This is a genomic window from Collimonas sp. OK307 (assembly GCF_900113705.1).
GTDB lineage: Bacteria > Pseudomonadota > Gammaproteobacteria > Burkholderiales > Burkholderiaceae_D > Collimonas.
In genome coordinates this window covers 213,963-239,462 of sequence record NZ_FOQI01000005.1, presented here as the reverse complement: position 1 = coordinate 239,462, position 25,500 = coordinate 213,963, and the positions used below count along the sequence as shown (strand labels likewise).

Sequence of the window (25,500 nt, the reverse complement as noted above, 5' to 3'; positions counted from 1 at the left end):
TGACATGCATTTCAGACATATTCACTTCTGACATTTTTTGCAATAAAACGTCGAACGTTGCCCCTGTTTAATCTGCGTAATCAACGTTCCACAATTTCTACACGGCAACCCAGCACGATCATAGACGAAATAACTCTGTTGGAAGTAACCAGATTGACCATCGGCACCAATAAAATCACGTAAAGTGCTGCCACCCTTGTCAATTGCCGCCGCTAAAATTATCCGAATGGCATCAACCAGCCGTTCATAGCGTGCCAGGCTGATGCGATGCGCTGGCGTTTTTGGATTGATACCGGCGCGAAACAGGCTCTCGGACGCGTAGATATTGCCGACCCCGACCACAATGTCGCCGGCCAGCAGCACCTGCTTGATCGACGCGCTGCGGTTACGCGTCTTTTGATAAAGAATCTGCGCGGAAAAAATATCTTCCAGCGGCTCCAGCCCCAACCCTGCCAGCAGCACGTGCTGCTCCACCGGACCGTCGGCATCGGCATGCCAGAGTACCGCGCCGAAACGCCGCGGATCGGTCAGGCGCAGCAACTGCCGGCCAACCACCAGATCGAAATGGTCATGTTTTTGCGGTTCGACCCCAAGCTCCAGGATACGTAGATGCCCGGACATCCCCAGATGGATAATCACGGTGCCGTGATCGAAGCGCAATAATAAATACTTGCCGCGACGGCCGGTGCTGCGTACCTTGTGCCCGATCAGCAGTTCCGGCAAATCGAGCGGAAACGGCCAGCGCAGGCCGCGGTGGCGAAAGGTCACGGCAGTCACCGCACGACCGTCGAGATGCGGCGCAACGCCACGTCGCGTCACTTCGACTTCAGGTAATTCGGGCATGGTTCAGATACGTTCTTGCGTGAAATGGCATAATCGATTCAACTATTTTTATGTACTTTTTGAAACAAATCCGGAGGTCGCGACTGCGCATTGCTCTCTGGTTGGGCGTAAAATCAAGATTACCTCTGAAAACCAGTTTTCGGGAAATGACTATGGACCTGAATGTAATCTTTATTTTGGATTTTCCACATCAGGTCTCTACAAATGCATGCCAAGCCAGGATATTCCCTTGAAAAAAACCCTTGCCATTGTAACGCTCTCCACCTTGCTGTCGGCTTGCGCCGGTGTAACACCGGGCAACGATGCTACAAATCCTGATGCTGCCACAGGTGCAGTCAGCACAACACCTGCAGCTGCCGCGACGACCAGTCCCGAGCAGATCACGAGCCGCAAGCTGGCGCCCAGGGTGATGCCGGTCAAGCCGCCGGAAGAACATTTGCCGTCAGTGGCGTTGTCCAAGGAACTCCTGTTCAAAATACTCAGTTCCGAAATCGCTTTCCAGCGCGGCAACTGGCAATCCGCATACGTAACCCTGCTGGGGGCGGCCCAGCAAACCCGTGACCCGCGCCTGGCCCGGCGCGCGGCCGAAATGGCGCTCAGCGCCAAACAAGCCAACGAAGCGCTGGTCGCCATCCGCCTGTGGCGTGAACTGGCGCCGGATTCGGACGAGGCAACCCAGTATTACCTCGGCTTCATCATGCTCAGCAACAATCTGGCAGAGGCCAGGCCGATTCTCGAAAAACGCCTGCAGGATGCGCCGCCGCAAGCACGTGGCGTGATGATGCTGCAGATCCAGCGTTTGCTGGCGCGGGCGCAAGACAAGGCCGCTGCGTTTACCTTGCTGGAGCAACTGGTCACGCCTTACTCCGCAATGTCGGAAGCGCATCTGGCGCTGGCGCAGCAAGCCTTTAGCACTGGCAACAGCATCCGCGCCCAGGAGGAAGCAAAGATTGCGCTGAATCTCAAGCCCGATTCTGAACTGGCGATCCTGACCAGCGCGCAAGTCGCACCGGACAGTAAAAACGTCGAACCCATCCTGACCGACTTCCTCAAGAAGTATCCGGGTTCGCGTGAAGTGCGGGTAGCTTATGCGCGTACCCTGATCGACCAGAAGAAATATGAACAGGCCCGCAGTCAATTTGAAATCCTGCTCAAAAGCGACAAGCAGGATGTCACCACGCTGCTGGCGCTCGGCCTGTTAAATGCGCAGATCGGCGACACCAAGGCTGCAGAACGTTACCTGATCAGCTATGTCGAGCAACTGGGCCTGCATCCGAACGAAGCGCGCGACAACACACAGGCCTTGCTGATCCTGGCGCAGATTGCCGCCGATCGGAACGACACCGATGCCGCACTGAAATGGCTGGCCCAAGTCGAACCGGGCGATGCCTATCTGGATGCCCAGTTGCGGCGCGCCCAGCTACTGTCCAAACGCGGCGACCTGAACGGTGCGCGCCGGGTGCTGGCCGAGATCGAGACCAATGGCGAACATGAAAAATCCCAGGTAACCCAGGTGGAAGCACAATTGCTACGCGAATCCAATCGTCCACAAGAAGCATTCAAAGTCCTGGAGACGGCGCTCAAGACGCAACCGGAAAATCCTGACCTGCTGTACGACTACGCCATGACAGCAGAAAAACTGAACAACCTGAGCGCCATGGAAACCGCGCTGCGCAAGCTGATCGCGCTGGCGCCGGAGAATCAGCAAGCGTATAACGCGCTCGGCTACTCGCTGGCGGAGCGCAATATCCGTTTGCCGGAAGCGTTGGCTCTGATTCAGAAAGCGCTGGCGCTGGCGCCGCAAGATCCCTTCATTGTCGACAGCATGGGCTGGGTGCAATATCGCATGGGTAATCTGAACGAAGCCGAATCACGGCTGCGCAATGCCTACGGCTTGCTGCCCGATCCGGAAATCGGCGTGCACCTGGGTGAAGTCCTGTGGGTTAAAGGACAAAAAACCGATGCGCAAAAATTGTGGCGGGAAGTGCGCCAGAAAGATCCGCAAAACGACGCGCTGAAAAACACGCTGACACGGCTGGGCGCCAGCATATGATGCATGTATCAGGCAAGACCAAGATCAAGACCAGCAAGATCACGCGGCTGATGCTGCCGGCAATCCGGCGCAGCGGCCTGGCGGCGGTTGCCTTGGCCGCCGTTGTGCTCAGCGGCTGTAGCACTTTGTCGCCATCATCCACATCTACTGTCACAACTGGCGCCACCACCAGCGGCGCAACGCGGCAATACCATCAAGCCATCGACGTCAGCGGCCGCCTGTCAATACGTTATCAGCAGAACGGCAAAGACCAAGCAGTGCACGGCAGCTTTACCTGGTCGCAGGACAAGCAGGAAACAGTGATCACCCTGCTCTCTCCTCTGGGACAAACCCTGGCCACCATCAATATTGCCGCTGACCAGGCAACACTCAAGCAAAGTGGGCAGCCCGTGCGCAGCGCCAGCGATGTCGATGCGCTGACGGTGCAGGCGCTGGGCTGGCCATTGCCGATTGCCGGCCTGCGCGACTGGTTGCAAGGATTCGGCCAGAGCGCCGCCGGCCAGCGCTTTACAGCGATCCCGCCGGCTGCCGCCGACAGCTTCAACGTTACCACAGCCGACAACTGGCAGATCCAATATACCAACTGGCAAGACCTGGGCAACGGCGCCGAAAGCTATCCGAAACGGATAGACCTGGCGCGCAACGCCACGCAAGCCGGCGATGTCGCGATCCGCATCGTCATCGACAGCCGCCAGCCGCACTAACCACAACGAGTTTGTAATGACACGCACGCTGAACAACTGCCCGGCGCCAGCCAAGCTGAATCTGTTTTTACACGTCACCGGACGCCGCCCGGATGGCTATCATCTGCTCCAAACCGTGTTCCAGCTGGTCGATTTCAGCGATCTTTTGCATTTCGAAGTGCGCGCTGACGACCAGATCCGCCGCACCACCGAGATTGCGGGCGTGCCCGAAGAAAGCGATCTGATCGTCCGCGCCGGCAAATTGCTGCAAAACGCGATACGTGAAAAGGCCGGCGCTGCAGGAATTGCCCCTGCAGCATTAGGCGCAAACATCCGCATCGAAAAGAATTTGCCTATGGGCGGCGGACTGGGCGGCGGCTCTTCCGATGCAGCCACCACACTGATGGCGCTCAACCATCTCTGGCATGGCGGCCTGTCACGTGAAGAATTAATGGCTTTGGGCCTGCAATTAGGCGCTGATGTGCCGTTTTTCCTGTTCGGGCGGAATGCATTTGCAGAAGGAATAGGAGAAACCTTACAAATGCTTGACACCCCCGGGCTGTGGTTCGTTATAATTCAGCCCGGCGTAACAATTCCGACTGCATTAATTTTTTCAAGTTCGGAATTGACAAGGTGTACGAAACCCGTCAAAATGACGGACTTTTCGATAGGTACTAAAAAGCTCTTCGGAAAAAACGATTTGGAACCCGTGGCTGCCAAGCAGTTCCCAGAAGTTGCCGATGCCATCAAATGGCTCAGTAATTATGGAGATGCCAGAATGACCGGATCCGGCGCCTGTGTTTTTTGTGGCTTTACACAAGAAAACGAGGCCGAGGAAGTACTGAAACTGGTACCGAGTCACTGGAAAGCATGGAAAGCCAAGGCGATGCAGGAACATCCGCTCGCAGGGTTGCTGAAGTAGTAAAGAAGTACAGAATTCGGTTTAGCATCAGATTCAAGCGCAGCATTTCAAATGCGGCGCGGATTTATGGTAGACAACAAGTTGCGTAGGGGAATCGCCAAGCTGGTTAAGGCACTGGATTTTGATTCCAGCATTCGAAGGTTCGAATCCTTCTTCCCCTGCCATTAAATACGGACAATAATGTCCAGCAGGAAATTTGGTCTTACAGCGGTAGTCACATTACGCCGCATCAGAAATACAAAACTGCACACAGCGAACACATAAGCCGCCAACGCAAGACTGCACCAGTCTGGCATTGTCGGCTTTTCAACTTTTTAACGACAGTATCCAGGGATATCCATGGCAAACGAAAACCTGATGGTTTTTACCGGTAACGCAAACCCGGAACTAGCTATTGGAGTTGCCAAGCAACTCGGTATCCCGCTAGGCAAAGCCAACGTTACCAAATTCTCCGACGGCGAAGTAATGGTCGAGATTAACGAGAACGTGCGTGGCAAAGATGTATTCGTGCTGCAATCGACCTGCGCGCCGACCAATGACAACCTGATGGAAATCATGTTGATGGTCGATGCCTTGAAGCGTGCTTCGGCCGGCCGGATTACCGCAGCGATTCCTTACTATGGCTACGCACGGCAAGATCGCCGCCCACGCTCGGCGCGGGTTGCGATTTCCGCCAAGGTTGTCGCCAACATGTTGCAGGAAGCCGGCGTCGAACGTGTCTTGATCATGGATCTGCACGCTGACCAGATCCAAGGCTTCTTCGACATTCCGGTCGACAATATATACGCATCGCCAATTTTGCTGGGCGACCTGGTTAGCAAGAATTACGACGACCTGCTGGTCGTATCGCCGGACGTCGGCGGCGTGGTTCGCGCCCGTGCACTGGCAAAACGCCTGAATTGCGACCTGGCAATTATCGATAAGCGCCGGCCGAAGGCGAATGTATCTGAAGTCATGAACATCATCGGTGAAGTCGAAGGCCGTAACTGCGTGATCATGGATGACATGGTCGATACCGCCGGCACCCTGACCAAGGCAGCCGAAGTATTGAAAGAGCGCGGCGCCAAGAAAGTAGTGGCTTACTGTACACATCCGGTGCTGTCCGGCCCTGCCCTCGAGCGCATCGTCAATTCGCCGCTGGATGAACTGGTAGTTGTCGATACTATCCCGCTGTCGGCAGAAGCCAAAGCCTGCGGCAAGATCCGCCAGTTGTCATGTGCCGAGTTGCTGGCTGAAACGTTCAAGCGTATTACCAAGGGCGATTCGGTCATGTCGCTGTTTGCTGAATAAATACTGTACTTTGCAATTTAACAGTTTGACTTAGTCAGTTGGGGACAGAGTAATTCGCCGCCCTTCGGCGTCTCTTAAACTCTTTCCCGCAATTTTTCGAATTCCCTGGTCGCGGGGAATTTTTACCGCCGGACATTAAATAGTCCGGCACACAATGGAGCTTCAAAATGAAAGTAATCGCATTTGTACGCAAAGAGCAGGGGACCGGAGCGAGCCGCCGCCTGCGCAATGCTGGCCAAACCCCAGGTATCGTTTATGGTGGTTCCGACGCGCCGGTGAATATCTCGCTGGACCACAATGCGCTGTACCACGCGCTGAAAAAAGAAACTTTCCACTCCTCGATCCTCGATCTCGAAATCGACGGCGCGGTACAGAAAGTTCTGCTGCGCGACTTCCAAGTCCACGCATACAAACAACTGGTATTGCACGCTGACTTCCAGCGCGTTGATGCAAAACAAGCAATTCACGTTAAAGTGCCTCTGCATTTCGTCAATGCAGACGTAGCTCCTGCAGTGAAATTGTCTGGCGCCATCATCAGCCACGTTACCGCTGACCTGGACATCGCTTGCTTGCCAGCCGACCTGCCAGAATTCATCGAAGTCGACCTGACCAACATCGAAGTCGGTCACTCGATCCACCTGGCTGATCTGAAGTTACCTAAGGGCGTGTCAGCGGTTTCGCAAGAAAACCTGACTATCGCTACTGCATCGATCCCAGCCGGCAAGGTTGAAGCTGAAGCGCCAGCCGCTGCAGCTGCACCAGCTGCTGATGCTCCTGCTGCCGACAAGAAGTAATAGCAATCGCCGTATTTACCAGAGCGGTTTTCTGGTCGAAAAACCCGCCTTCGTGGCGGGTTTTTTATTGTTGCAAAGCTGTTTAAGATAAATCGCCGGATCAGAATTGGACGCTGTTGCGCAATATCCGCGATAATCGGCAAAGTCAAAATCGGCAAAGTCCAAAAAAGTACAAAGCAAACCTATGTCCATTCGTCTCATCGTCGGCCTCGGTAATCCCGGCCCGGAATACGAGCAAACCCGTCACAACGCCGGCTTCTGGCTGGTCGACAATCTGGCCAACGATCTCGGCTGCAGACTGGCCAGGGAAGCACGCTTCAACGCCTTCGTCGCCAAGGCCAGCATCACCGGCCAGGAAGTCTGGCTGCTGGAACCGCAGACTTACATGAACCGCTCCGGTCAATCGGTCGGTGGTCTGGCGCGTTTCTACAAGATCTCGGCGGAAGAAATCCTGGTGGTGCATGACGAGCTGGATCTGCCGCCGGGCAGCGCCAAATTGAAAAAGGGCGGCTCGTCGGGCGGACATAATGGCTTAAAAGACATCACAGCTGCCCTTGGCACCCAGGATTACTGGCGCCTGCGGCTGGGTATCGGTCATCCACGCAGCTTGAACTTGCAGCAGGTGGTTGCCGATTTTGTACTGCATCGCCCGCGCAAGGATGAACAAGTGTTGATCGAAGATGCCATCAGCGACAGCCTGAAAATCATTCCCCAGCTTTGCGAAGGCAAATTCGAGGCTGCAACCATGCAGTTGCATACCGCTAAATAAGGCCGCTAAAACCGTCAATACGATTGCAGACGTCAGGATTAATAAAGCTAGAAATTAATGCCAGACAACTAATGGCTATTTGCCGCACAGGATAATGTCCTAATGAAAAACCGACTGCACGAAATTGACGGTATCCGAGGGTGGGCCGCACTTGTCGTGTTATTTTTCCATCTGGCGAATGAGACATTTGGTAATTTAGTGCCGATGTTTCGCAGCGATTTCATTTATTTTTTATCCAATGGCGGCTTAGCTGTAACCGTTTTCTTTATTCTTTCCGGAGATGCACTTTCGTCTGGTTTCTCTAAAAAGGCGGATCTTACGCTCTTGGACTCACTGTTGATTAAACGGTATTTTCGTCTGACTGTCCCGATTTTGCTTTCCTGTGCAATCGTGTATGTCTTGATGCTGGCCGGGGCTAACCACAATGTTGCCGCAGCGAAAATTGTCCATCGTGAAGATTGGCTTGGTTCGTTCATACCTTTTGAGCCAAGTTTGATTTCCTTACTGCGCTATTCGTTTTATTTAGTCTATGACGGACATTCAAAAATTGTTTCGTACAATCCGTTTCTTTGGACGATGTCTATTGAGTTAGTGGGCTCACTGCTAGTCTTCCTATACTTATATCTTTCTACCCGGCTCAAAAACCCGATTAAGATATTGTATGCAATGATTATTTTTCTAGTCATTGCCCAATCATTTTATTGTCTTTTCTTTATCGGAGTACTGTTTGCGCAATACCGGGCAAATGGCGTCTTCAACCGGCTGCGAGCATCTGGAATATGGCGTTTTGCCGCTATAGCGTTATTGATAACCATTGCAATTATCTACACACTTTCCAAAAGACAGCCACATTTCTGGCAATACATAAATATAAACGTCGTGACTTCGACGGCTCTCGTGTTCTGTTTTTACACATCTGACTGGGCCATTGGTTTTTTCTCGTCGAAACTTTCCCAGTTTCTAGGTGAAATTTCATTCCCTTTATATTTGGTCCACTTCAGTGTGATTATTTCGCTCACGTCTTATTTAACGATTAAATTTTCCGAACTCGGAACTCTCGACACGCCCCATATCTTCTTAATCATTTTGATTTCAATTGCAGCTAGCATTACCGCAGCGGTTATTTTCCGTCGAGTGGAGAAATCTGCACTCAAACTTATAAACAGGCTACCTGCTCATCTGCTTTCCATGCGAAATCCATCTGACAACTCTCTGGTGCAGAAGGATACTTCTCCGACTGTAAAGTATTCGTCGGTCGAGCGTATTGATTCATAACGTAAGAGGTTCGTGATCGCCATCCTGGTCGTGCGCAAAAGCCGCGCAAAATGCGATCCCGGAGATATAGATCGTTTTTAGGCTGCAGCCTTTGTAGAAGGCCTTCCGACAGAGTTACAATAGTCATCTTTTTTGAACAGAATCCGCGCAAAATTTGTGAAAACACTCTCGATTTTGCTGGTTTTGTTGCGTGTCTGACAATTACGGGTCCTGTCATTGCGGACCAGATAAATCTTGAGCCGCAACGCCTGTCGCCACCTGTAACCTATTGATTTAGAAAGTTTTTCCATGAGTCTCAAATGCGGCATCGTCGGCCTCCCCAACGTCGGCAAATCTACCCTCTTCAATGCGCTGACTAAAGCAGGCATTCCGGCAGAAAACTATCCTTTCTGCACCATCGAGCCGAACGTCGGCATGGTAGAAGTGCCCGATCCTCGCCTGAAGGCGCTGGCCGAGATCGTCAAGCCGGAACGCATCCTGCCGGCGACCGTGGAATTTGTCGATATCGCCGGCCTGGTGGCTGGCGCCTCCAAAGGTGAAGGCCTGGGCAACCAGTTCCTCGCGCATATCCGCGAAACCGACGCCATCGTCAACGTCGTACGCTGCTTTGAAGACGACAACGTGATCCACGTCGCCGGCAAAATCAATCCGCTGGATGATATCGACGTGATCCAGACCGAGCTGGCGCTGGCCGACATGGGCACGGTTGAAAAAGCCATCCATCGCGAAAGCAAGAAAGCCCGCTCCGGCGACAAGGATGCCGCCAAGCTGGTCGCCCTGCTGGAACGCCTGATGCCGGAACTGGATCAAGCCAAGCCGGTGCGCGCCTGTGGCCTCGACGCCGAAGAAATGGCCCTGATCAAACCGCTGTGCCTGATCACCGCCAAGCCGGCCATGTATGTCGCCAACGTCTCCGACCACGGCTTCACCAACAATCCCCTGCTAGATCAGCTGACCGCTTACGCGGCTTCGCAAAATGCTCCTATCGTCGCCATCTGCGCCGCCATCGAATCGGAAATAGCCGATCTGGACGAAGCTGACAAACACGAATTCCTGGCCGACATGGGCATGGAAGAACCTGGCCTGGATCGTTTGATCCGTGCCGCCTTCAAACTGCTCGGCCTGCAAACCTACTTCACCGCCGGCGTCAAGGAAGTACGGGCATGGACTATCCATGTCGGAGATACCGGCCCACAGGCTGCAGGCGTGATCCACACCGATTTCGAACGCGGCTTTATCCGTGCGCAAACCATTGCCTATGACGATTTCATCAGCCACAAGGGTGAACAAGGCGCCAAGGAAGCCGGCAAGATGCGCGCTGAAGGCAAGGAATACGTGGTCAAGGATGGTGACGTCTTGAATTTCCTGTTTAACGTTTAATATCTTCTACGACGGGCAGATCAGCTGCCCTCATAGGATTTGGTACATGCCGACCAGGCAGCAGCCCGATTCAAAAATGTAAAGCCCGGCCCTCTCCCCTCCAAATCGGGAATGAGCGCCGGGCTTTTCTGTATCAAACATCGATGAACAAAGCCAGGCACGACGCACTCTAACGAGACGTGGCTCGCGACATCCACATGTTGCCCTCTCGCCACATCTGTTTCAGGAGGAGCCATGAACGCCAAATTGCTTATCCAGACAATGGCTGCAACTGCGCTATGCGCCGCATGCTCGTTACCGCCCAGAATCGATCTTATGGGTGATCCGGCGGTAGTAACCGCCGCCACGCGCACCATCGTTATCACTCCGGATACAACCTACGTAAACGTTACCGGCGGCGAAATCGTTAAATTCGTCGTGGGCGATAATTCATTCGCCTGGAATTTCGACGGCGCCGATTATCTTGATAAATTCGATTTAAGTCAGACCGCACCACCGGGCATGCTTGACCATAGTGTCATAGCTTATGTCGCCGCCAATCCACTTTATGCCGGCGGCGGCGATGGCGGTCGCCATGGTGGCGGACATGGAGATCATGGCGGCGGTCACGGTGGTGACTTTACCAGCGGTAGTGGTGGCCATGGCGGCGGCGGTCATAAATAGCCAAACCGGCACAACAATCGGCAACTCATCCTGACAACGCACCAATAACAAGCACAGTTACATCGAAAATTGTAACTGTGCCCTAAAATCATCGTATTGACTGTACATGCTGCTATCAACGGGCGCCAATTACACTCCCACGGACTCTGCGCGATTTGCGCAAGATGCTCCGGGGAACAAAATTGAGCGACCAGAAAATCCAGCAATATAACCACCCTGCCGGCGGCTGGGGCGCCTTGAAATATGTAGCTTTGCACTTGCTTAAAGAGAGAGTGCCGGGCGGTGGTGTGCGTACCCTGCTGGCGCAGAACCAGCCAGACGGCTTCGACTGTCCGGGCTGCGCCTGGCCGGATCGCGATCATGCATCGACCTTTGAGTTTTGCGAAAACGGCGTCAAGGCGGTGGCGGCGGAAGCTACCTCCAAGCGCGTCACGGCAGATTTTTTTGCGCAAAACAGCGTCAGTGCATTGCTGCAGCAATCGGACTACGAACTGGAAGAGCACGGCCGCCTGACCGAACCAATGGTGTACGACGCCGCCAGCGACAAATACCAGCCGATCTCCTGGCAAGACGCGTTCAGCCTGATGAGCGATCACCTGAGCACGCTGGACGATCCGAACCAGGCATCGTTCTACACGTCCGGCCGCACTAGCAATGAGGCTGCATTTCTGTACCAGTTGTTCGTGCGCGAATACGGCACCAACAACTTTCCCGATTGCTCCAACATGTGCCACGAGCCGACCAGCGTCGGCTTGCCGGAAACCGTCGGCGTCGGCAAAGGTACGGTAACGCTGGACGATTTCGACCTGGCCGATACCTTCCTGATCTTCGGCCAGAATCCCGCCACCAATCACCCGCGCATGATGGGCGAGCTGCGCGAATGCGCCAAGCGCGGCGCCACCATCGTCTCCATCAATCCCTTGCGCGAGCGCGGACTGGAGCGCTTCTCCAGCCCGCAACATCCGTCTGACATGCTGTCGCGCTCCGGCACCAGCATCAGCAACATGTTTATCCGCCCTACCCTCTGCGGCGACCTGGCGCTGGTCAAGGGCGTCATCAAGCGGGTGCTGGAACTGGACGACCTGGCGCTGCAAGACCAGAGCGAACGGGTGATCGACGTCCAGTTTATTGCAGAACACACGGCCTACTTCGAAGAGTTTGCCGCCGATATCCGCGCCGAAAGCTGGGACGACATCGTCACCGAATCGGGTGTCAGCCGGGACGATATCGAACGATTGACGCAAGTGTACGTGCGCGGCAAAAACGTCATCGCTACCTGGGGCATGGGCCTGACACAGCACAAGCATGGCGTCGCGACGATCCAGATGGTTTCCAACCTGATGCTATTGCGCGGCAATATCGGCCGCCCCGGCGCCGGCTTGTGTCCGGTGCGCGGCCATTCCAACGTGCAAGGCGACCGCACCGTCGGCATCGACGAAAAACCGACCGCCGCTTTCCTCGACCGCATCGAACAGGTTTACGGCTTCAAGCCGCCGCGTGAGCATGGTCTCGACGTGGTCGGCACGATTGAAGCGATGCTGCAAGGACAGGTCAAGGTATTCATCGGACTCGGCGGCAACTTCGCCATGGCGACACCCGATACGCCGCGCACATGGCAGGCATTGCAGTCTTGCGCACTGACCGTGCACATCACCACCAAACTGAATCGCAGCCATCTGATCCACGGCAAGGACGCCCTGATCCTGCCGACCATGGGCCGCACCGAAATCGACCGGCAGGAAAGCGGCCCGCAAGGCGTGACCGTGGAAGACTCAATGAGCATGGTGCACATTTCTTACGGCATCAACAAACCCGTCGCAAAAACCTGTTTGTCGGAAATCGACATTGTTGCGCGCCTGGCGCACGCCACGCTGAAACAAAGCCGCACGCGCTGGCTCGACTACGTCAAAGACTACGCGCTGATCCGCGACGACATTGAAAAAGTGTACGACGCCTTCAAGGATTACAACCTGCGCATCAAGCAGCCGGGCGGCTTCCACCTTGGCGTGGCGTCGCGCGAACGGGTCTGGAAAACCGCCAGCGGACGGGCTCAGTTCATCGTGCATGCGATTCCCAAAGACACGCCGATTCACCAGGCGCGCCGCAAATACGGCCCGGAACTGATGGTATTGATGACCACCCGTTCGCATGATCAGTACAACACCACCATCTATGGACTGGACGACCGTTATCGCGGCGTATTCGGGCAACGGCGCGTGGTATTTGCCAACCTGCTCGATATCCAGATGCTGGGTTTCGCACCCGGTGACCGGGTCGATCTGATCGGTGTCTGGGACGACGGCATCGAGCGCCGTGCCGACCGTTTTCTATTGGTTGAATACGATATTCCGCGCGGCTGCATCAGCGGCTATTACCCGGAAACCAATCCGCTGGTACCGCTCAATAGCTTCGCCGACCAGGCGCGCACGCCGACATCGAAATCGATCCCGGTACTGATGCGGCGCTCCATGCAGCTTGCGGCGTAATTCGATGATGAACTGGGACGATCAGATTGACGACGCAGTGCTGGCGATCTTGTCCGCACTGCATGCCGATGCTAACGACGCGCGCGGTCACTACGCCGAACCAGGAATGTCTCTGGCAAAACTCAGCAAGCGGGTCGAGCAGCGCATGAGCACTCTGCGGCGTAATCTTAGTGCCTTGGAAGACGCTGAAATTGTCAGCGTCGTTCTCAACGAAGACGGCACCGGCCGCGCTATCCTTACCGCATTCGGAATGGCGATTTTCGATGCCCTGGATGAGAGCCAGGCCACAGAGATGGCGTGATCTATTCCAGTATGGCAGCCAGCATTTCGCCCAGGCGCCGTATGGCCTGTTCGATCTGCGGCGTCCAGCTGTAGCTGTAATTCATGCGGATAAAACTGCGATAGGCGTCCGAAGTTGAAAACAAGCGGCCCGGTGCAATCGTTATGCCTTCCGCCAGCGCTTGCCGATACAAGGCCATGGAATCGATCACCGCCGGCAATTCTATCCACAACACATATCCTCCGGTAGGCCGCGTGATGCGCGTACCCGCAGGGAAAAAGCGCCCGACGAAAGCGCTCATGATGTCGCAGCGCTGTTGCAAGGTGCGTCGCACCCGGCGCAGATGGCGGTCATAGCCGCCTGCCGTCAGGTAAGCGGCTATGGCCCGTTGCGGCAAAGTCGAAGTGCTGAGCGTATTGAGGAATTTCAACTTTTCCACCTGCTCCCGATAACGCCCCGGCAAGGTCCAGCCAATGCGGTAAGCGGAAGTCAGGCTCTTGGAAAACGATGAGCAATACAGCACGATGCCGCGCTTGTCGTAAGCCTTCAACACGCTCGGATGAGCTGTGCCGAAATACAGCTCGTTGCAGACGCCGTTTTCGATAATCGGCATGTTGTAGCGTGAACCCAGCTCAACCAGTTGCCGCTTGTTTTCTTCCGGCATTTCAAAACCCAGCGGATTCTGGAAATTCGGCATCACCATGCAGGCCGCAATCGGCTGGCTCTGCATGATTTTTTTCAGCGCCGCGATATCCATTCCCAATCTCGGATCGGTTGGGATTTCGATGGCGCGCATGCCGAGCCGCTCAATCGCATGCAGCATCGCATAAAAGGTCGGCGACTCTACCGCGATCGTGTCGCCCGCTTTCGCCACCGCCTGCAAACACAGGTTGATGGCCTCGGTAGCACCCACCGTGATCACCACATCGCCGGGATCGACGCTGAGGCCGGTTTCCAGATGGCGCCTGACGATCTGCCGGATCAGGTCCGGATGACCGGGCGGCAAATCGTCCAGCACGCCCAGCGGACCGCCGCTGCGCAGGATGGCGCCGTTGTATTGGCTGATGCGCCGGGCCGGGAACAAGGTCGGATCGGGATACGGCGAGCCGAGCGGGATAGCATCGTTCTGATGAATCGATTTGAGGGTCGCCAATACATGGCGGCTGACGTCTACCTCGGCTGATACTGGTAGCGGTTGCGATCGGTCAGGTTCGGCGGGGGAGACATTAACTGCGGGAAACGCGGGATCAAGTGTCAAAGCTGATGCCGATTCCGCCGCAAACCGGGCTCGCACAAAATAACCCGACTGCGGATGACTTTCGATCAAGCCGCCGCTTTCCAGCAGCTCGTAGGCGCGCACCACGGTCGTTACGCTCAAGCCGTGTTGTCGACTGGCCTGCCGCACCGAGCTCAGGCGATCGCCGGGACGCAGCACGCCATTCTGCAGCGAAGCCCTGATCTGCTCGGCAAAACGTTGATAAAGAGGCTGGCGCGTTGTTTTCAAACCGGGAAGTGACAGAGGGCAAGGATGGGCTCATTATAGTGAAAATCGAACCGTTGCCTTGCTCATCAGCGGCAGTTATCACCCGTGCATCGCAAAAATACAGGTTCGATCTATAGTAATTACAGTATGCGCAAACATTTCTGGCGACTGATGGTGATTGATGGTGACTATTTATGGCGACACTCATTTTTACTCCGCAACTTGCCCGTTTTATCTCAGCGCCGGAAATCCACACCGACGCCCTCACCTTGCGTGCCGGCCTGGAAACAGCATTCGCATCCAACCCGCGCTTACGCGCTTATCTGCTCGATGAACAAGGCTGCCTGCGGCCGAATGTCGCGATTTTCATCGACGGCCATAACGTACGTGACCACGTGCATCTGAGCGCGCCGCTGACGGCGCACAGCAAGGTGCACGTTCTGCAAGCTCTCTCCGGAGGTTGACCATGACTGAACGCGCCTGGATCGCAAGCCGTAAAGGATTGTTTTCGCTGCAAAAACAAGATAGCGGTTGGGCCCTGGGCCCGATTGCCTTTCTCGGCGAGCCGGTTTCCATGGTGCTGCAGGACCCACGCGACGGCGCAGTCTACGCCGCGTTGAATCTTGGCCATTTCGGTGTGAAGCTGCATCGCAAGGATGCTGCGACAGAGCAGTGGACTGAAATTGCCGCACCGGCTTATCCCGTCAAACCAGAAGACTCAATCGACCCAGTCGACTGGAGCGTGAAATTCATCTGGTCGCTCGCATGCGGGGGCGCCGACCAGCCTGGCGTCATCTGGGCCGGCACCTTGCCAGGCGGCTTGTTCCGCTCCATCGACCGCGGCGAATCGTGGACGCTTGTGCGCGCCTTGTGGGATGCGCCCGAGCGCCTGGAATGGTTCGGCGGCGGCTACGACGTTCCGGGGATTCACAGCATTTGCGTTGACCCGCGCGACAGCCGCCATGTCCTGGTCGGCATTTCCTGCGGTGGCGCCTGGGTTACGCATGACGGCGGCGACAGCTGGCGTTTGAGCGCAAAAGGCATGAACGCCAACTACATGCCGCCGGAGCGCGTCGACGATCAAAATATCCAAGACCCGCATCGAATTACCGGCGCCAGGGATACCCCCGATCAGCTTTGGTGCCAGCACCACAATGGCATCTGGCGCTCCAGCAACTTTGGCGCGGACTGGCAAGAGGTCAACCCGGCACCATTGTCAAACTTCGGTTTCGCCGTAGCCGTGCATCCGGGCGATGGCAATACTGCCTGGTTTGTACCCGCACAGGCTGACCAGACACGCATCCCCTCAGATGCAGCGCTGGTGGTCACACGTACCACCGACGGTGGAAAGTCCTTCACCTCCTTGCGCAACGGTCTGCCTCAGCGGCACTGCTACGACCTGATCTATCGCCATGGCCTTGCGGTGACGGATGATGGCCGCACCCTGTTGATGGCTTCGACTACCGGCAGTGTGTGGCTGTCGGAAAACGGCGGCGACAGCTGGCAAACCATTTCCAGCAACATGCCGCCGGTTTATTCGGTGTGCTTCGGCTAATCAGGCCTGTTACTTCTTATCGCGGTAACGCGTGGGAACGATGTGCCCCTACTTCTTTCTTATTTACGATTTGCCCAGCATCGATATCAATATAGCAATAAACCATATCGATAGAGCAAAAAAATATTGGACGCAGGTGCAGCCAGCCCCGATACTCTCGGGTCGTCCGGTTTACGCGCCTGTCCCGGGCGTACCACGCTCTTGCCACCCGCTTTGCGGCAAGACACATACTCATTCCCTGATTACCCTATGAACATTTTCTCTTTCTGGTTCCGCATCCCCTTTTGGCAACGTGTGCTGGGCGGCTTCGTGCTCGGAGCGCTGGCCGGCTGGCTGGTAGGCGCTCCCGCCGAAACCTGGTTCGGCCCGCTCGGCACGCTGTACGTCACGCTGATCAAGATGATCGCCGTGCCGCTGGTTTTCTTTGCAGTCACCAACAGCATTTCCAGTTTGCACGGCATGAAAAGCGTTGCCGCATTGGGTGGCAAGACCTTCTTGTGGTTCGCCATTACAGCGGTGCTGGCGGTTGGCGTTGGCTTGCTGGTCGCGAATTTCACCAATCCGGGCCATAACCTGGGCCAGCTTACGATTGCTGCCAATTACACCGTGCGCGCAGTGCCAACCCCGATCCAGGTGTTGCTGGACGTGGTGCCGTCGAATCCGTTCAAGGCGCTGTCTGAAGGCAAGATCCTGCAAGTGATTTTCTTCGCCGGCCTGCTCGGTATGGCGCTGGTGAAGCTGGGCGACAAGGTGAAACAGGTGCGTGAACTGATGGGTGAAGCCAGCAGCGCCATGATCCAGATCACCCGCTTTGTGCTGGAAATAACCCCGCTCGGCACCTTTGGCCTGATCGCTGCACTGGTTGGTTCTTACGGTTTCGAGCGCCTGCTGCCGCTGGGGAATTTCGTGTTTACCCTGTACTTAGCGTGCGCGCTGCACATCGTAGTGGTGTACGGTGGCCTGCTGCTGAGCCATCGCCTCAATCCAATCCGGTTCTTCCGCGGCGCCTTTCCCGCGATGCAAGTGGCATTCACCAGCTCATCGAGTTTTGCCTCGATGCCTATCGCCTTGCGCAGCGTGGTACATAATCTCGGCGTGAAACAGGAATATGCGGCGTTTGCCGTACCGCTCGGCGCCAGCATCAAGATGGACGGCTGCGGTGCTATCTATCCTGCGATTGCTTCGATTTTCGTGGCCCAGTATTTTGGCCTGCAGCTGGATTTTTCGCAGTACTTCATCATCATGCTGGCCTCGGTGCTCGGCTCGTTCGGCACCGCCGGCGTGCCCGGTACCGCAATCGTGATGGTGACGCTGGTGCTCAGTTCGGCCGGCCTGCCGCTGGAAGGCATCGGCTACCTGGTCGCCATCGACCGCATTCTCGACATGATGCGCACCATGACCAATGTCACCGGACAAATGCTGGTGCCGGTGCTGGTGGCCAAGGAAGAAGGTTTGCTGGATCTGGACATTTATAACGCCGCCAACAGCGACGTCGGGCTGGACCAAAACAGCAACGCGGCTGCCTGATCCACGCGTTACCGTGCTGCGTTATTGACGCAGCACAGTAACGGCATCACGGTTCGCCATCCCAATAATCCAGGTCGTTCGACCTGCGCTGCACTACATCGAAAACCCGTTCGCCGCCGGCAGACGCCATCGCCAGAAACTTCCCTGAGTCAGGATATTCGCACACCTCCGGCTGTTCCCTGGTGCTGACCGAGAGATACTTCAGCGGCTGATCCGAGGTATTCACTATCTGGTGCGGATATTCCGGACCAGGCGGAATAAAGACGACGTCGCCGCTGCGCAGCGGCAGCATTTCGCCCGCCACCCGCAACGTGCCACTCCCTTCCAGGATAATAAACATCTCCTCCTGCGCGTAGTGAAAGTGGTATGGGCACGACATCTTGCCGGGCGCAACAGTATCTATGCTGGCGCCCAGCTTCTGTGCCACGGTCCCCGGCGCCAGGCGCGCGCCGACTGAATCGTATAAAGGCTCGCGCACGTCATGCGTGGTCGGCGCGGTGTTGAAGTTGCGAATCAAACGACGGCTCAGGCTCTCTGCGTTTTCATTCATTTTTTCTCCGAAAATTGACGGCTCCAAGGACTGAATCCCAGACCTGAACAGCAGAATACACGTAAGCACATTTTCCTGTAATTCCCAGCGGAAATACACATGCACCGTTGCGGACAACCACACGCAAAAATGGTGCAAAGCCGCATTTCCACGCTACTCACTCGCCACCCGCGCACCACTTCCGCACACATGCGATGACACAAACTACACATCTCACAAAAAGAAAATAAATTTCCTTTACTTGAAACAAAAATGAAAATATATTTACACAAATTATAAAAATCAATCCAAGGGGCAGACGGTGCAACATTCCGCAATCACAGCATGGCAACGCGAAAGTGCAGTCGCAGCACGCATAGGCAAAGCCTATCCGGAGCTATCGAAAGCGCACCGCAAGGCAGCCGATTACGTGCTGGCGAATGTATTCCACACCGCCACCATGACCATCGATGAACTGGCTGATGCAGTCGGCGTTTCGCTGGCGACCGCAAACCGCTTCGCGCATGCACTGGGATTCGACGGTTATCCGGCATTCCGGGCGGCGTTGGTGTTGGATTTCGCATCCTCGCTGGCGCCGGTCGAAAAACTGCGCGATCAAGTGCAGCGCCCTGCCACCAGCGCGGAAATCATGGCAGCAGCGCTGATAGCGGACAGGCAAAACCTGGAGGCCACACAACGCGCATTGTCGCCGGCGCATTGCGACCAGGCAGTAAGCATGATTCTCAACGCGGACAGGATATTCATACTGGGCTTCGGCGCCAGCGGTTTTCTGGCCGGCCTCATGGCGCACGCCCTGGAACCCTATTGCCGCACGGTGCTGACCGTGGCCGGGCCCGGCGGGCCGTCACAAGCCAGCCGCCAATTCTTTAAACTCGATCAGCGCGACCTGGTGATTGCACTGGCTTTCCCGCGCTATGTCACCGATACCGTGACGCTGGCAGGCCGCGCCAAGGAACGCTCGGCGCAACTGCTGGCATTTACTGACGGCCCGACATCGCCGCTGGTGCCGCTGGCAGATGTAACCCTGTACGCACAAACCGAACGCCTGTTGTCGCCGACTTCGGACGCCGCCGCCCTGGCCTTGATCCAGGCAGTGTGCGACGCGGTCGCCCATCGCGCCAATCGTTCAGTGCATGCGGCATCGAAAATGACTGAAGCCGTACTGCCGTGGCTACATCACCCGGATGGACACCGCCAGCCAGTTACTGCTAACAAGGCTGGGAAAAATGGCAACCACGCAGCAACCACCAAACCCGTAGCGAAAGTGAAATAACGTGAATACCCCAGTGACCAAGCCCGCCAATATCGCCACCATCGCCATCCATGGCGGCGCCGGCACCATCCTGCGCAGCGCCATGAACACCACACAGGAACAGGCTTACCACGACGCCCTGAACGAGATCCTCAGCGCCGGCCAGAAAATCCTGGCGGACGGCGGCAGTGCGCTGGATGCCGTCGCCTGTGCAGTGAGCATGCTGGAAGATTGCCCGCTGTTCAATGCCGGCAAAGGTGCGGTCTACACCCATGCCGGCACGCACGAACTGGATGCCGCGATCATGGACGGCGCCACACTGGACGCCGGCGCCATCGCCATGGTCGAACATGTGCGCAATCCGATTCTGGCAGCGCGTGCGGTAATGGAAAATAGCGAACATATCCTGCTGGCAGGCGCGGGCGCCGAAGCATTTGTCGCCCAGCATGGCGTAGAGCTGGTCGAGCCGGAATACTTTCATACCGAAGCCCGTCACGCCCAATGGCTACGGGCACGCGACAAGGAAGGCATGCTGTTGCTGGATCACGATGCCACCAGCCAGGCGGCGAGCGATGAGACAACTGAAATCGCTCCCATCGATCCGGATGACAAATTCGGTACGGTCGGTGCGGTCGCTGTCGACATGCACGGCAACCTGGCGGCGGCCACCTCGACCGGCGGCATTACCAATAAGCGCGTGGGCCGGGTCGGTGACTCGCCCTTGATCGGCGCCGGCTGCTACGCCAACAACCGCACCGTCGCCGTTTCCGCCACCGGTACCGGCGAAGCATTCATGCGCACGGTAGCGGCTTACGATATTTCGGCACGCATGGAGTATGCGGGCCAATCGCTGGAAGAAGCTGCCGAACAGGTGGTGATGGACCTGCTGCCGCGCTATAAAGGCCGCGGCGGCCTGATCGCCGTCGATGCCCAGGGCAACGTGGTGCTGCCGTTTAATACCGAAGGCATGTATCGCGGCTTCGCCAAGGTTGGTGAAACACCGGTGACCGCAATCTACAAATGATGCAAAAGATGATGATGCAAATGATACGTAAGATGCAGAAAGCGATCCTATGAACAAGCAAATCGGCCGCCGGGTACTGACGGTGGAACAAATGAGCGTTGGCTTCACCACTTCCGAACGCAAGGTGGAAGCGGTGCGCAATCTGTCGTTCCATATCGATGCGGGTGAAACGCTGGCCATCGTCGGCGAATCCGGCTCGGGAAAATCGGTTTCGTCGCAATCGATCATGCGCCTGATCGACTACGGCGGCGGCCGGATCACCGGCGCCAGCATGAATTTCCAGCGGCGCGATGGTAGCGTTATCGATCTGGCCAGCGCCGATCAAGGCACCATGCGCCGTATCCGCGGCTCGGAAATCGCCATGATTTTCCAGGAACCGATGACCTCGCTCAATCCGGTCTTCACGGTCGGCGAGCAGATCGCCGAATCGATACGCCTGCATCAGGGCAAGAACATGGCGGCAGCACGCGCCGAAGCCTTGCGCATGCTGGAAGTTGTACGTATCCCGGAAGCCAGACGCATCCTCGACCGCCATCCGCATCAACTCTCCGGCGGCATGCGCCAGCGCGTGATGATCGCCATGGCGCTGTCTTGCAAGCCATCGCTGCTGATCGCCGACGAACCGACCACTGCGCTGGATGTAACGATACAAGCGCAGATCCTGCAACTGATTCGCGCGCTGCAAGATGAAATGCAGATGGCGGTAATCTTCATCACCCACGATATGGGCGTGGTGGCAGAGATCGCCGATCGCGTAGTGGTCATGTGCCGCGGTGAAAAGGTCGAAGAAAACAACGTGCACGCAATCTTTGAGGCACCGCAACACCCTTACACCCGTGCTCTGCTGGCAGCGGTGCCACGTTTGGGCGCGATGCATGGCACTGACCTGCCGGAACGGATTGCCATTGCAGGCGCAATCATCACTCCTGAGATGGAAGCGGAAGCCAAGATCGTGCGTAGCATTCCAGGCGCCGACCCACAGCAACAACCGTTGCTGAAAGTACGCAACCTGACCACTCGCTTCGACGTCAAGAGCGGCGTCTTCAGCCGCGTCAGGCAGCGCGTGCATGCAGTGGAACAAATCAGTTTCGACCTGTATCCGGGCGAAACGCTCGCATTGGTGGGCGAATCCGGCTGCGGTAAATCCACCACTGGCCGTTCGCTGCTGCGGCTGGTCGACATTACCAGCGGCAGCGTCGAATTCGGCGGCCGCGATCTGGCCAAACTGCCACGTTCTGAGTTGCGCTCGCTACGGCGGGATATTCAGTTCATTTTCCAGGATCCGTTCGCTTCCCTGGATCCGCGCTTGACGGTCGGTTATTCCATCATGGAACCGCTGCTGGTGCATGGCATGGCGGAAGGCGCGCAAGAGAAAGTCGCGAAATTGCTGGAGCGGGTCGGCCTGCTGCCGGAACATGCGCAACGTTATCCGCACGAATTCTCCGGCGGCCAGCGCCAGCGGATTTGCATCGCCCGTGCACTGGCGTTGAATCCGAAGATCGTGATCGCAGATGAATCGGTATCGGCGCTGGATGTGTCGATCCAGGCGCAGATCGTCAACCTGCTGCTCGACCTGCAGCAGGAGCTGGGGATTTCATTCATTTTCATCTCGCACGATATGGCGGTGGTGGAACGCATCAGCCATCGGGTGGCGGTGATGTATCTGGGACAGATCGTTGAAATCGGTCCGCGCCGCGCGATCTTTGAAAATCCCCAGCATCCGTATACCAAGAAGCTGATGGCGGCGGTGCCGGTTGCCGATCCGAACCAGCGGCATCGCAAGCGCGAGATGCTGCCGGAAGAAATTCCGAGCCCGATCCGCAATATAGACGACCTGCCCGTGGTCGAACCTCTGAAACAGGTGGGACCGGGACATTTTGTTGCAACTCACCGGATTTCCGGTGCGTTTTAAGGACTCGTTTTAAGTGTTCGTTTTAATCGTTTTTCTAAAGCGTTTTTTGCTTTGTTTGTTTGTCTATCTTCAATGATCTTTGAACCAGGGGAGTAACACATGCGCACTACTCGATATTTCGGCAAGGTACTGGCTACCACCGCCGTTGCACTGACCGCCCAGTTTGCGGTCGGCCAGGCTTTTGCCGCCAAAGACGTCACGCTGGCAGTAGCCTCGACCTTTACCACGCTCGACCCGTACGATAGCAACGATACACTGTCGCAGGCCGCCATCAAGTCCTTCTATCAAGGCTTGTTCGGTTTCGACAAGGATTTGAAACTGGTCAATGTGCTGGCGGAAGGCTATGAAGTCAGCAAGGACGGCCTGGTCTACACCATCCGCCTGCGCAAAGGCGTCAAATTCCAGGACGGCACCGACTTCAAGGCGGATGCTGTGAAGATGGTGCTGGAACGCGTCATCAATCCGGACAACAAGCTCAAGCGCTTCAATCTGTTCAACCGCATTTCCAAGGTCGACATCATCAACGATTACGAAGTCAAGATCACCTTGAAAGAACCGTTCTCGCCTTTCATCAATACCCTGGCACACTCCTCCGCAGCGATGATTTCACCGACCGCGCTCAAGAAGTGGGGCAACAAAGATATTGCATTCCATCCAGTCGGTACCGGTCCGTTCAAGTTCGAGGAATGGAAGCAGACCGATTACCTGAAGGTCACCAAATTCGACGGCTATTGGAAGAAGGGTTATCCAAAGGTCGACAGCATCACCTGGAAACCGGTGGTCGACAACAATACCCGCAGCGCCATCATGCAAACCGGCGAAGCACAATTCGCCTATCCGCTGCCGTACGAGCAAGCCGAGTTGCTGAAGTCGAAACCAAACCTGGACCTGATTTCATCGCCGTCGATCGTGCAACGTTACATCTCGATGAATACGCTGCAAAAGCCTTTCGACAATCCGAAGGTACGGCAAGCGATCAACTATGCAATCAACAAGGAAGCATTGGTCAAGGTAGCCTTCACCGGCTACGCCATGCCTCAGGATGGCGTACTGCCGCAAGGCGTCGACTACGCGCTGAAAACCGGACCTTGGCCATACGATCCGAAGAAGGCCAGGCAATTGCTGGCTGAAGCCGGGTACCCGAATGGCTTCGAAACTGAATTGTGGTCTGCATACAACCACACTACCGCGCAGAAGATCATCCAGTTCGTGCAGCAACAACTGGCGCAAGTCGGCATCAAAGCCAAGGTCATGGCGCTGGAAGCCGGCCAACGTGTAGAGAAAGTCGAGAGCGCACCGGTTGCCGCCAACGCGCCGGTACGCATGTACTACACCGGCTGGTCGTCCTCGACCGGTGAAGCCGATTGGGGCCTGCGTCCTTTACTGGCGTCGGAATCGTTCCCGCCTAAGCTGTTCAACACGGCTTACTACAAGAGCGACAAGGTCGATGCCGACATCGCCAAGGCACTGACCACCACCGACCGCACGGAAAAGACTGCGCTGTACAAAGATGCGCAAACTGAAATCTGGAAAGATGCACCTTGGGCCTTCCTGGTGACTGAAAAACTGTTGTATGCACGTAGCAAGAACTTGAAGGGTGTCTATGTGATGCCTGACGGTTCGTTCAATTTTGATGAAATCGAATTGAAGTAATCAAGTAGAAAAAAGCAGGAAAAAAAATAGAAGAAAGCGGCACCGGATGGCACGCGAATTAGCCGGCCATCCGATGCGCGCCATAACGAATTTACTCAAACCAGGCACAGACCTGGTGAGATACATAATCCCGGGCCGGACCTGTCGTCACAGGACGGCCAACTACCAGAGCACGCCATGTTTCCTTATGTATTAAAACGCTTGCTGGGCCTGATACCAACCTTGCTGATTGTGGCGGTCATGGTATTCATGTTTGTCCACTTGCTGCCGGGTGATCCGGCACGGCTGGTGGCCGGACCTGAGGCCGATTCGCAGACCGTCGAGCTGATCCGCAAGGATCTCGGACTGGACCGGCCGATGCACGAACAATTCATCAACTATTTCAGAAAGGCCCTGCGCGGCGACTTCGGCACCTCCCTGCGCACCAAGCGCCCGGTGAGCACCGAGATCGCCGAACGTTTTTGGCCTACCTTTTGGCTCACCGTCACCAGCATGGTGTGGGCGGTGCTGTTCGGCCTGATCATCGGTATCGTTTCCGCGGTATGGCGTAATGAATGGCCAGACCGCCTCGGCATGACGCTGGCGGTATCGGGTATTTCATTTCCGTCGTTTGCGCTGGGTATGCTGCTGATGGAACTGTTCTCGGTCAAGCTCGGCTGGCTGCCTGCCATAGGCGCCGACGGCTGGCGCAATTACATCTTGCCGTCGCTGGCGCTGGGCGCCGCGGTAGCTGCCGTGATGGCGCGCTTTACCCGCGCCTCCTTCGTTGAAGTCTTGCAGGAAGATTTTGTCCGGACCGCACGAGCCAAAGGCCTGTCTGAAACCATCGTGGTGCTCAAGCACTGCCTGCGCAACTCCCTGATTCCCGTGGTCACCATGATGGGCTTGCAATTCGGCTTTTTGCTGGGCGGCTCGATCGTGGTGGAAATCGTGTTCAACTGGCCCGGCATGGGGCGGTTGCTGATCGACGCTGTTGAAATGCGCGATTACCCGGTCATCCAGGCCGAGATCCTGTTGTTCTCGCTGGAATTCATTTTCATCAATCTGGTGGTTGACGTGCTGTATGCCGTCATCAACCCTAGCATCCGTTACAAGTGAGGCCGCCT

The 25,500-nt window shown here is 56.2% G+C and carries 22 protein-coding genes and 1 tRNA gene; 20 read left to right on the top strand and 3 right to left on the bottom strand.

The genetic code is table 11. The annotated features are described in order from the left end of the window. Nucleotides 1-21 precede the first annotated feature (21 nt). Nucleotides 22-843 carry a bifunctional DNA-formamidopyrimidine glycosylase/DNA-(apurinic or apyrimidinic site) lyase gene (gene mutM, locus BM205_RS09530; RefSeq protein WP_092414259.1) on the bottom strand — a complete coding sequence of 274 codons (822 nt, stop codon included), beginning with the start codon at nt 841-843 and terminating at the stop codon, nt 22-24. A gap of 229 nt (nt 844-1,072) precedes the next feature. On the opposite strand from mutM, the gene BM205_RS09525 reads away from it, so the two are divergent. From BM205_RS09525 to BM205_RS09465, 12 genes are all read left to right on the top strand, one after another. Further along, entirely contained in the window at nt 1,073-2,896 is a 1,824-nt protein-coding gene (locus BM205_RS09525) for a tetratricopeptide repeat protein (RefSeq protein WP_254783820.1), read from the top strand. Further along, on the top strand, nt 2,893-3,600 hold the full coding sequence (gene lolB / locus BM205_RS09520; RefSeq protein ID WP_254783819.1) for a lipoprotein insertase outer membrane protein LolB: 708 nt from the start codon (nt 2,893-2,895) through the stop codon (nt 3,598-3,600). Before BM205_RS09525 ends, lolB begins: the two co-directional genes overlap by 4 nt. Before the next feature lie 16 nt (nt 3,601-3,616). Then, entirely contained in the window at nt 3,617-4,501 is an 885-nt protein-coding gene (gene ispE, locus BM205_RS09515; protein WP_092414257.1) for a 4-(cytidine 5'-diphospho)-2-C-methyl-D-erythritol kinase, read from the top strand. A gap of 87 nt (nt 4,502-4,588) precedes the next feature. Beyond that, nucleotides 4,589-4,665 (top strand) — tRNA-Gln (locus BM205_RS09510). 175 nt (nt 4,666-4,840) lie between these two features. Continuing rightward, nucleotides 4,841-5,791: a ribose-phosphate pyrophosphokinase gene (locus BM205_RS09505; protein WP_038485244.1), complete on the top strand. Its 951-nt coding sequence runs from the start codon at nt 4,841-4,843 to the stop codon at nt 5,789-5,791. 167 nt (nt 5,792-5,958) lie between these two features. Next, nucleotides 5,959-6,585: a 50S ribosomal protein L25/general stress protein Ctc gene (locus BM205_RS09500; RefSeq protein WP_092414256.1), complete on the top strand. Its 627-nt coding sequence runs from the start codon at nt 5,959-5,961 to the stop codon at nt 6,583-6,585. Nucleotides 6,586-6,769: 184 nt separating this feature from the next. Beyond that, entirely contained in the window at nt 6,770-7,354 is a 585-nt protein-coding gene (gene pth / locus BM205_RS09495; RefSeq protein WP_092414255.1) for an aminoacyl-tRNA hydrolase, read from the top strand. Nucleotides 7,355-7,456: 102 nt separating this feature from the next. Beyond that, complete coding sequence (locus tag BM205_RS09490) at nt 7,457-8,629, top strand: acyltransferase family protein (protein WP_092414254.1); 1,173 nt, start codon at nt 7,457-7,459, stop codon at nt 8,627-8,629. A 288-nt stretch (nt 8,630-8,917) separates the two neighbouring features. Further along, nucleotides 8,918-10,009, top strand: coding sequence for a redox-regulated ATPase YchF (ychF, locus tag BM205_RS09480; protein ID WP_092414252.1), 1,092 nt, complete (start codon nt 8,918-8,920; stop codon nt 10,007-10,009). A gap of 234 nt (nt 10,010-10,243) precedes the next feature. After that, a complete protein-coding gene (locus BM205_RS09475; RefSeq protein WP_092414251.1) occupies nt 10,244-10,672 on the top strand; it encodes a CzcE family metal-binding protein in 429 nt (142 codons plus the stop codon). Between the two features lie 164 nt (nt 10,673-10,836). Further along, the gene (locus BM205_RS09470) at nt 10,837-13,158 is read left to right on the top strand and encodes an FdhF/YdeP family oxidoreductase (RefSeq protein WP_092414250.1); all 2,322 of its coding nucleotides are present in this window, start codon (nt 10,837-10,839) and stop codon (nt 13,156-13,158) included. Between the two features lie 4 nt (nt 13,159-13,162). Beyond that, the gene (locus BM205_RS09465) at nt 13,163-13,459 is read left to right on the top strand and encodes a helix-turn-helix domain-containing protein (protein WP_092414249.1); all 297 of its coding nucleotides are present in this window, start codon (nt 13,163-13,165) and stop codon (nt 13,457-13,459) included. Nucleotide 13,460: 1 nt separating this feature from the next. Here BM205_RS09465 and BM205_RS09460 read toward each other — a convergent pair whose 3' ends face one another. Continuing rightward, entirely contained in the window at nt 13,461-14,942 is a 1,482-nt protein-coding gene (locus BM205_RS09460) for an aminotransferase-like domain-containing protein (RefSeq protein WP_092414248.1), read from the bottom strand. A gap of 173 nt (nt 14,943-15,115) precedes the next feature. On the opposite strand from BM205_RS09460, the gene BM205_RS09455 reads away from it, so the two are divergent. The 3 genes from BM205_RS09455 (at nt 15,116) to BM205_RS09445 (ending at nt 18,003) form a co-directional block, all read left to right on the top strand. Continuing rightward, nucleotides 15,116-15,385 (top strand): MoaD/ThiS family protein, encoded by a 270-nt coding sequence (locus tag BM205_RS09455; RefSeq protein WP_092414247.1) that lies wholly within the window; start codon nt 15,116-15,118, stop codon nt 15,383-15,385. Nucleotides 15,386-15,387: 2 nt separating this feature from the next. Continuing rightward, nucleotides 15,388-16,476 (top strand): WD40/YVTN/BNR-like repeat-containing protein, encoded by a 1,089-nt coding sequence (locus BM205_RS09450; protein WP_092414246.1) that lies wholly within the window; start codon nt 15,388-15,390, stop codon nt 16,474-16,476. Nucleotides 16,477-16,725: 249 nt separating this feature from the next. Then, a complete protein-coding gene (locus BM205_RS09445; protein WP_092414245.1) occupies nt 16,726-18,003 on the top strand; it encodes a dicarboxylate/amino acid:cation symporter in 1,278 nt (425 codons plus the stop codon). A gap of 46 nt (nt 18,004-18,049) precedes the next feature. On the opposite strand, the gene BM205_RS09440 is transcribed toward BM205_RS09445, so the two are convergent. Continuing rightward, entirely contained in the window at nt 18,050-18,553 is a 504-nt protein-coding gene (locus tag BM205_RS09440) for a cupin domain-containing protein (RefSeq protein WP_092414244.1), read from the bottom strand. A gap of 301 nt (nt 18,554-18,854) precedes the next feature. Here BM205_RS09440 and BM205_RS09435 point away from each other — a divergent pair, with 301 nt between their 5' ends. The 5 genes from BM205_RS09435 (at nt 18,855) to gsiC (ending at nt 25,492) form a co-directional block, all read left to right on the top strand. Then, the gene (locus tag BM205_RS09435; protein WP_092414243.1) at nt 18,855-19,826 is read left to right on the top strand and encodes a MurR/RpiR family transcriptional regulator; all 972 of its coding nucleotides are present in this window, start codon (nt 18,855-18,857) and stop codon (nt 19,824-19,826) included. A 1-nt stretch (nt 19,827) separates the two neighbouring features. Next, nucleotides 19,828-20,829, top strand: a complete 1,002-nt coding sequence (locus tag BM205_RS09430) for an isoaspartyl peptidase/L-asparaginase family protein (RefSeq protein WP_092414242.1) — start codon at nt 19,828-19,830, stop codon at nt 20,827-20,829. Nucleotides 20,830-20,878: 49 nt separating this feature from the next. Continuing rightward, a complete protein-coding gene (locus BM205_RS09425; RefSeq protein ID WP_092414241.1) occupies nt 20,879-22,741 on the top strand; it encodes a dipeptide ABC transporter ATP-binding protein in 1,863 nt (620 codons plus the stop codon). Nucleotides 22,742-22,840: 99 nt separating this feature from the next. Next, nucleotides 22,841-24,394, top strand: a complete 1,554-nt coding sequence (gsiB, locus tag BM205_RS09420; protein WP_092414240.1) for a glutathione ABC transporter substrate-binding protein GsiB — start codon at nt 22,841-22,843, stop codon at nt 24,392-24,394. Nucleotides 24,395-24,571: 177 nt separating this feature from the next. After that, on the top strand, nt 24,572-25,492 hold the full coding sequence (gene gsiC, locus BM205_RS09415; RefSeq protein WP_092414239.1) for a glutathione ABC transporter permease GsiC: 921 nt from the start codon (nt 24,572-24,574) through the stop codon (nt 25,490-25,492). The last annotated feature ends 8 nt before the right edge of the window (nt 25,493-25,500 follow it).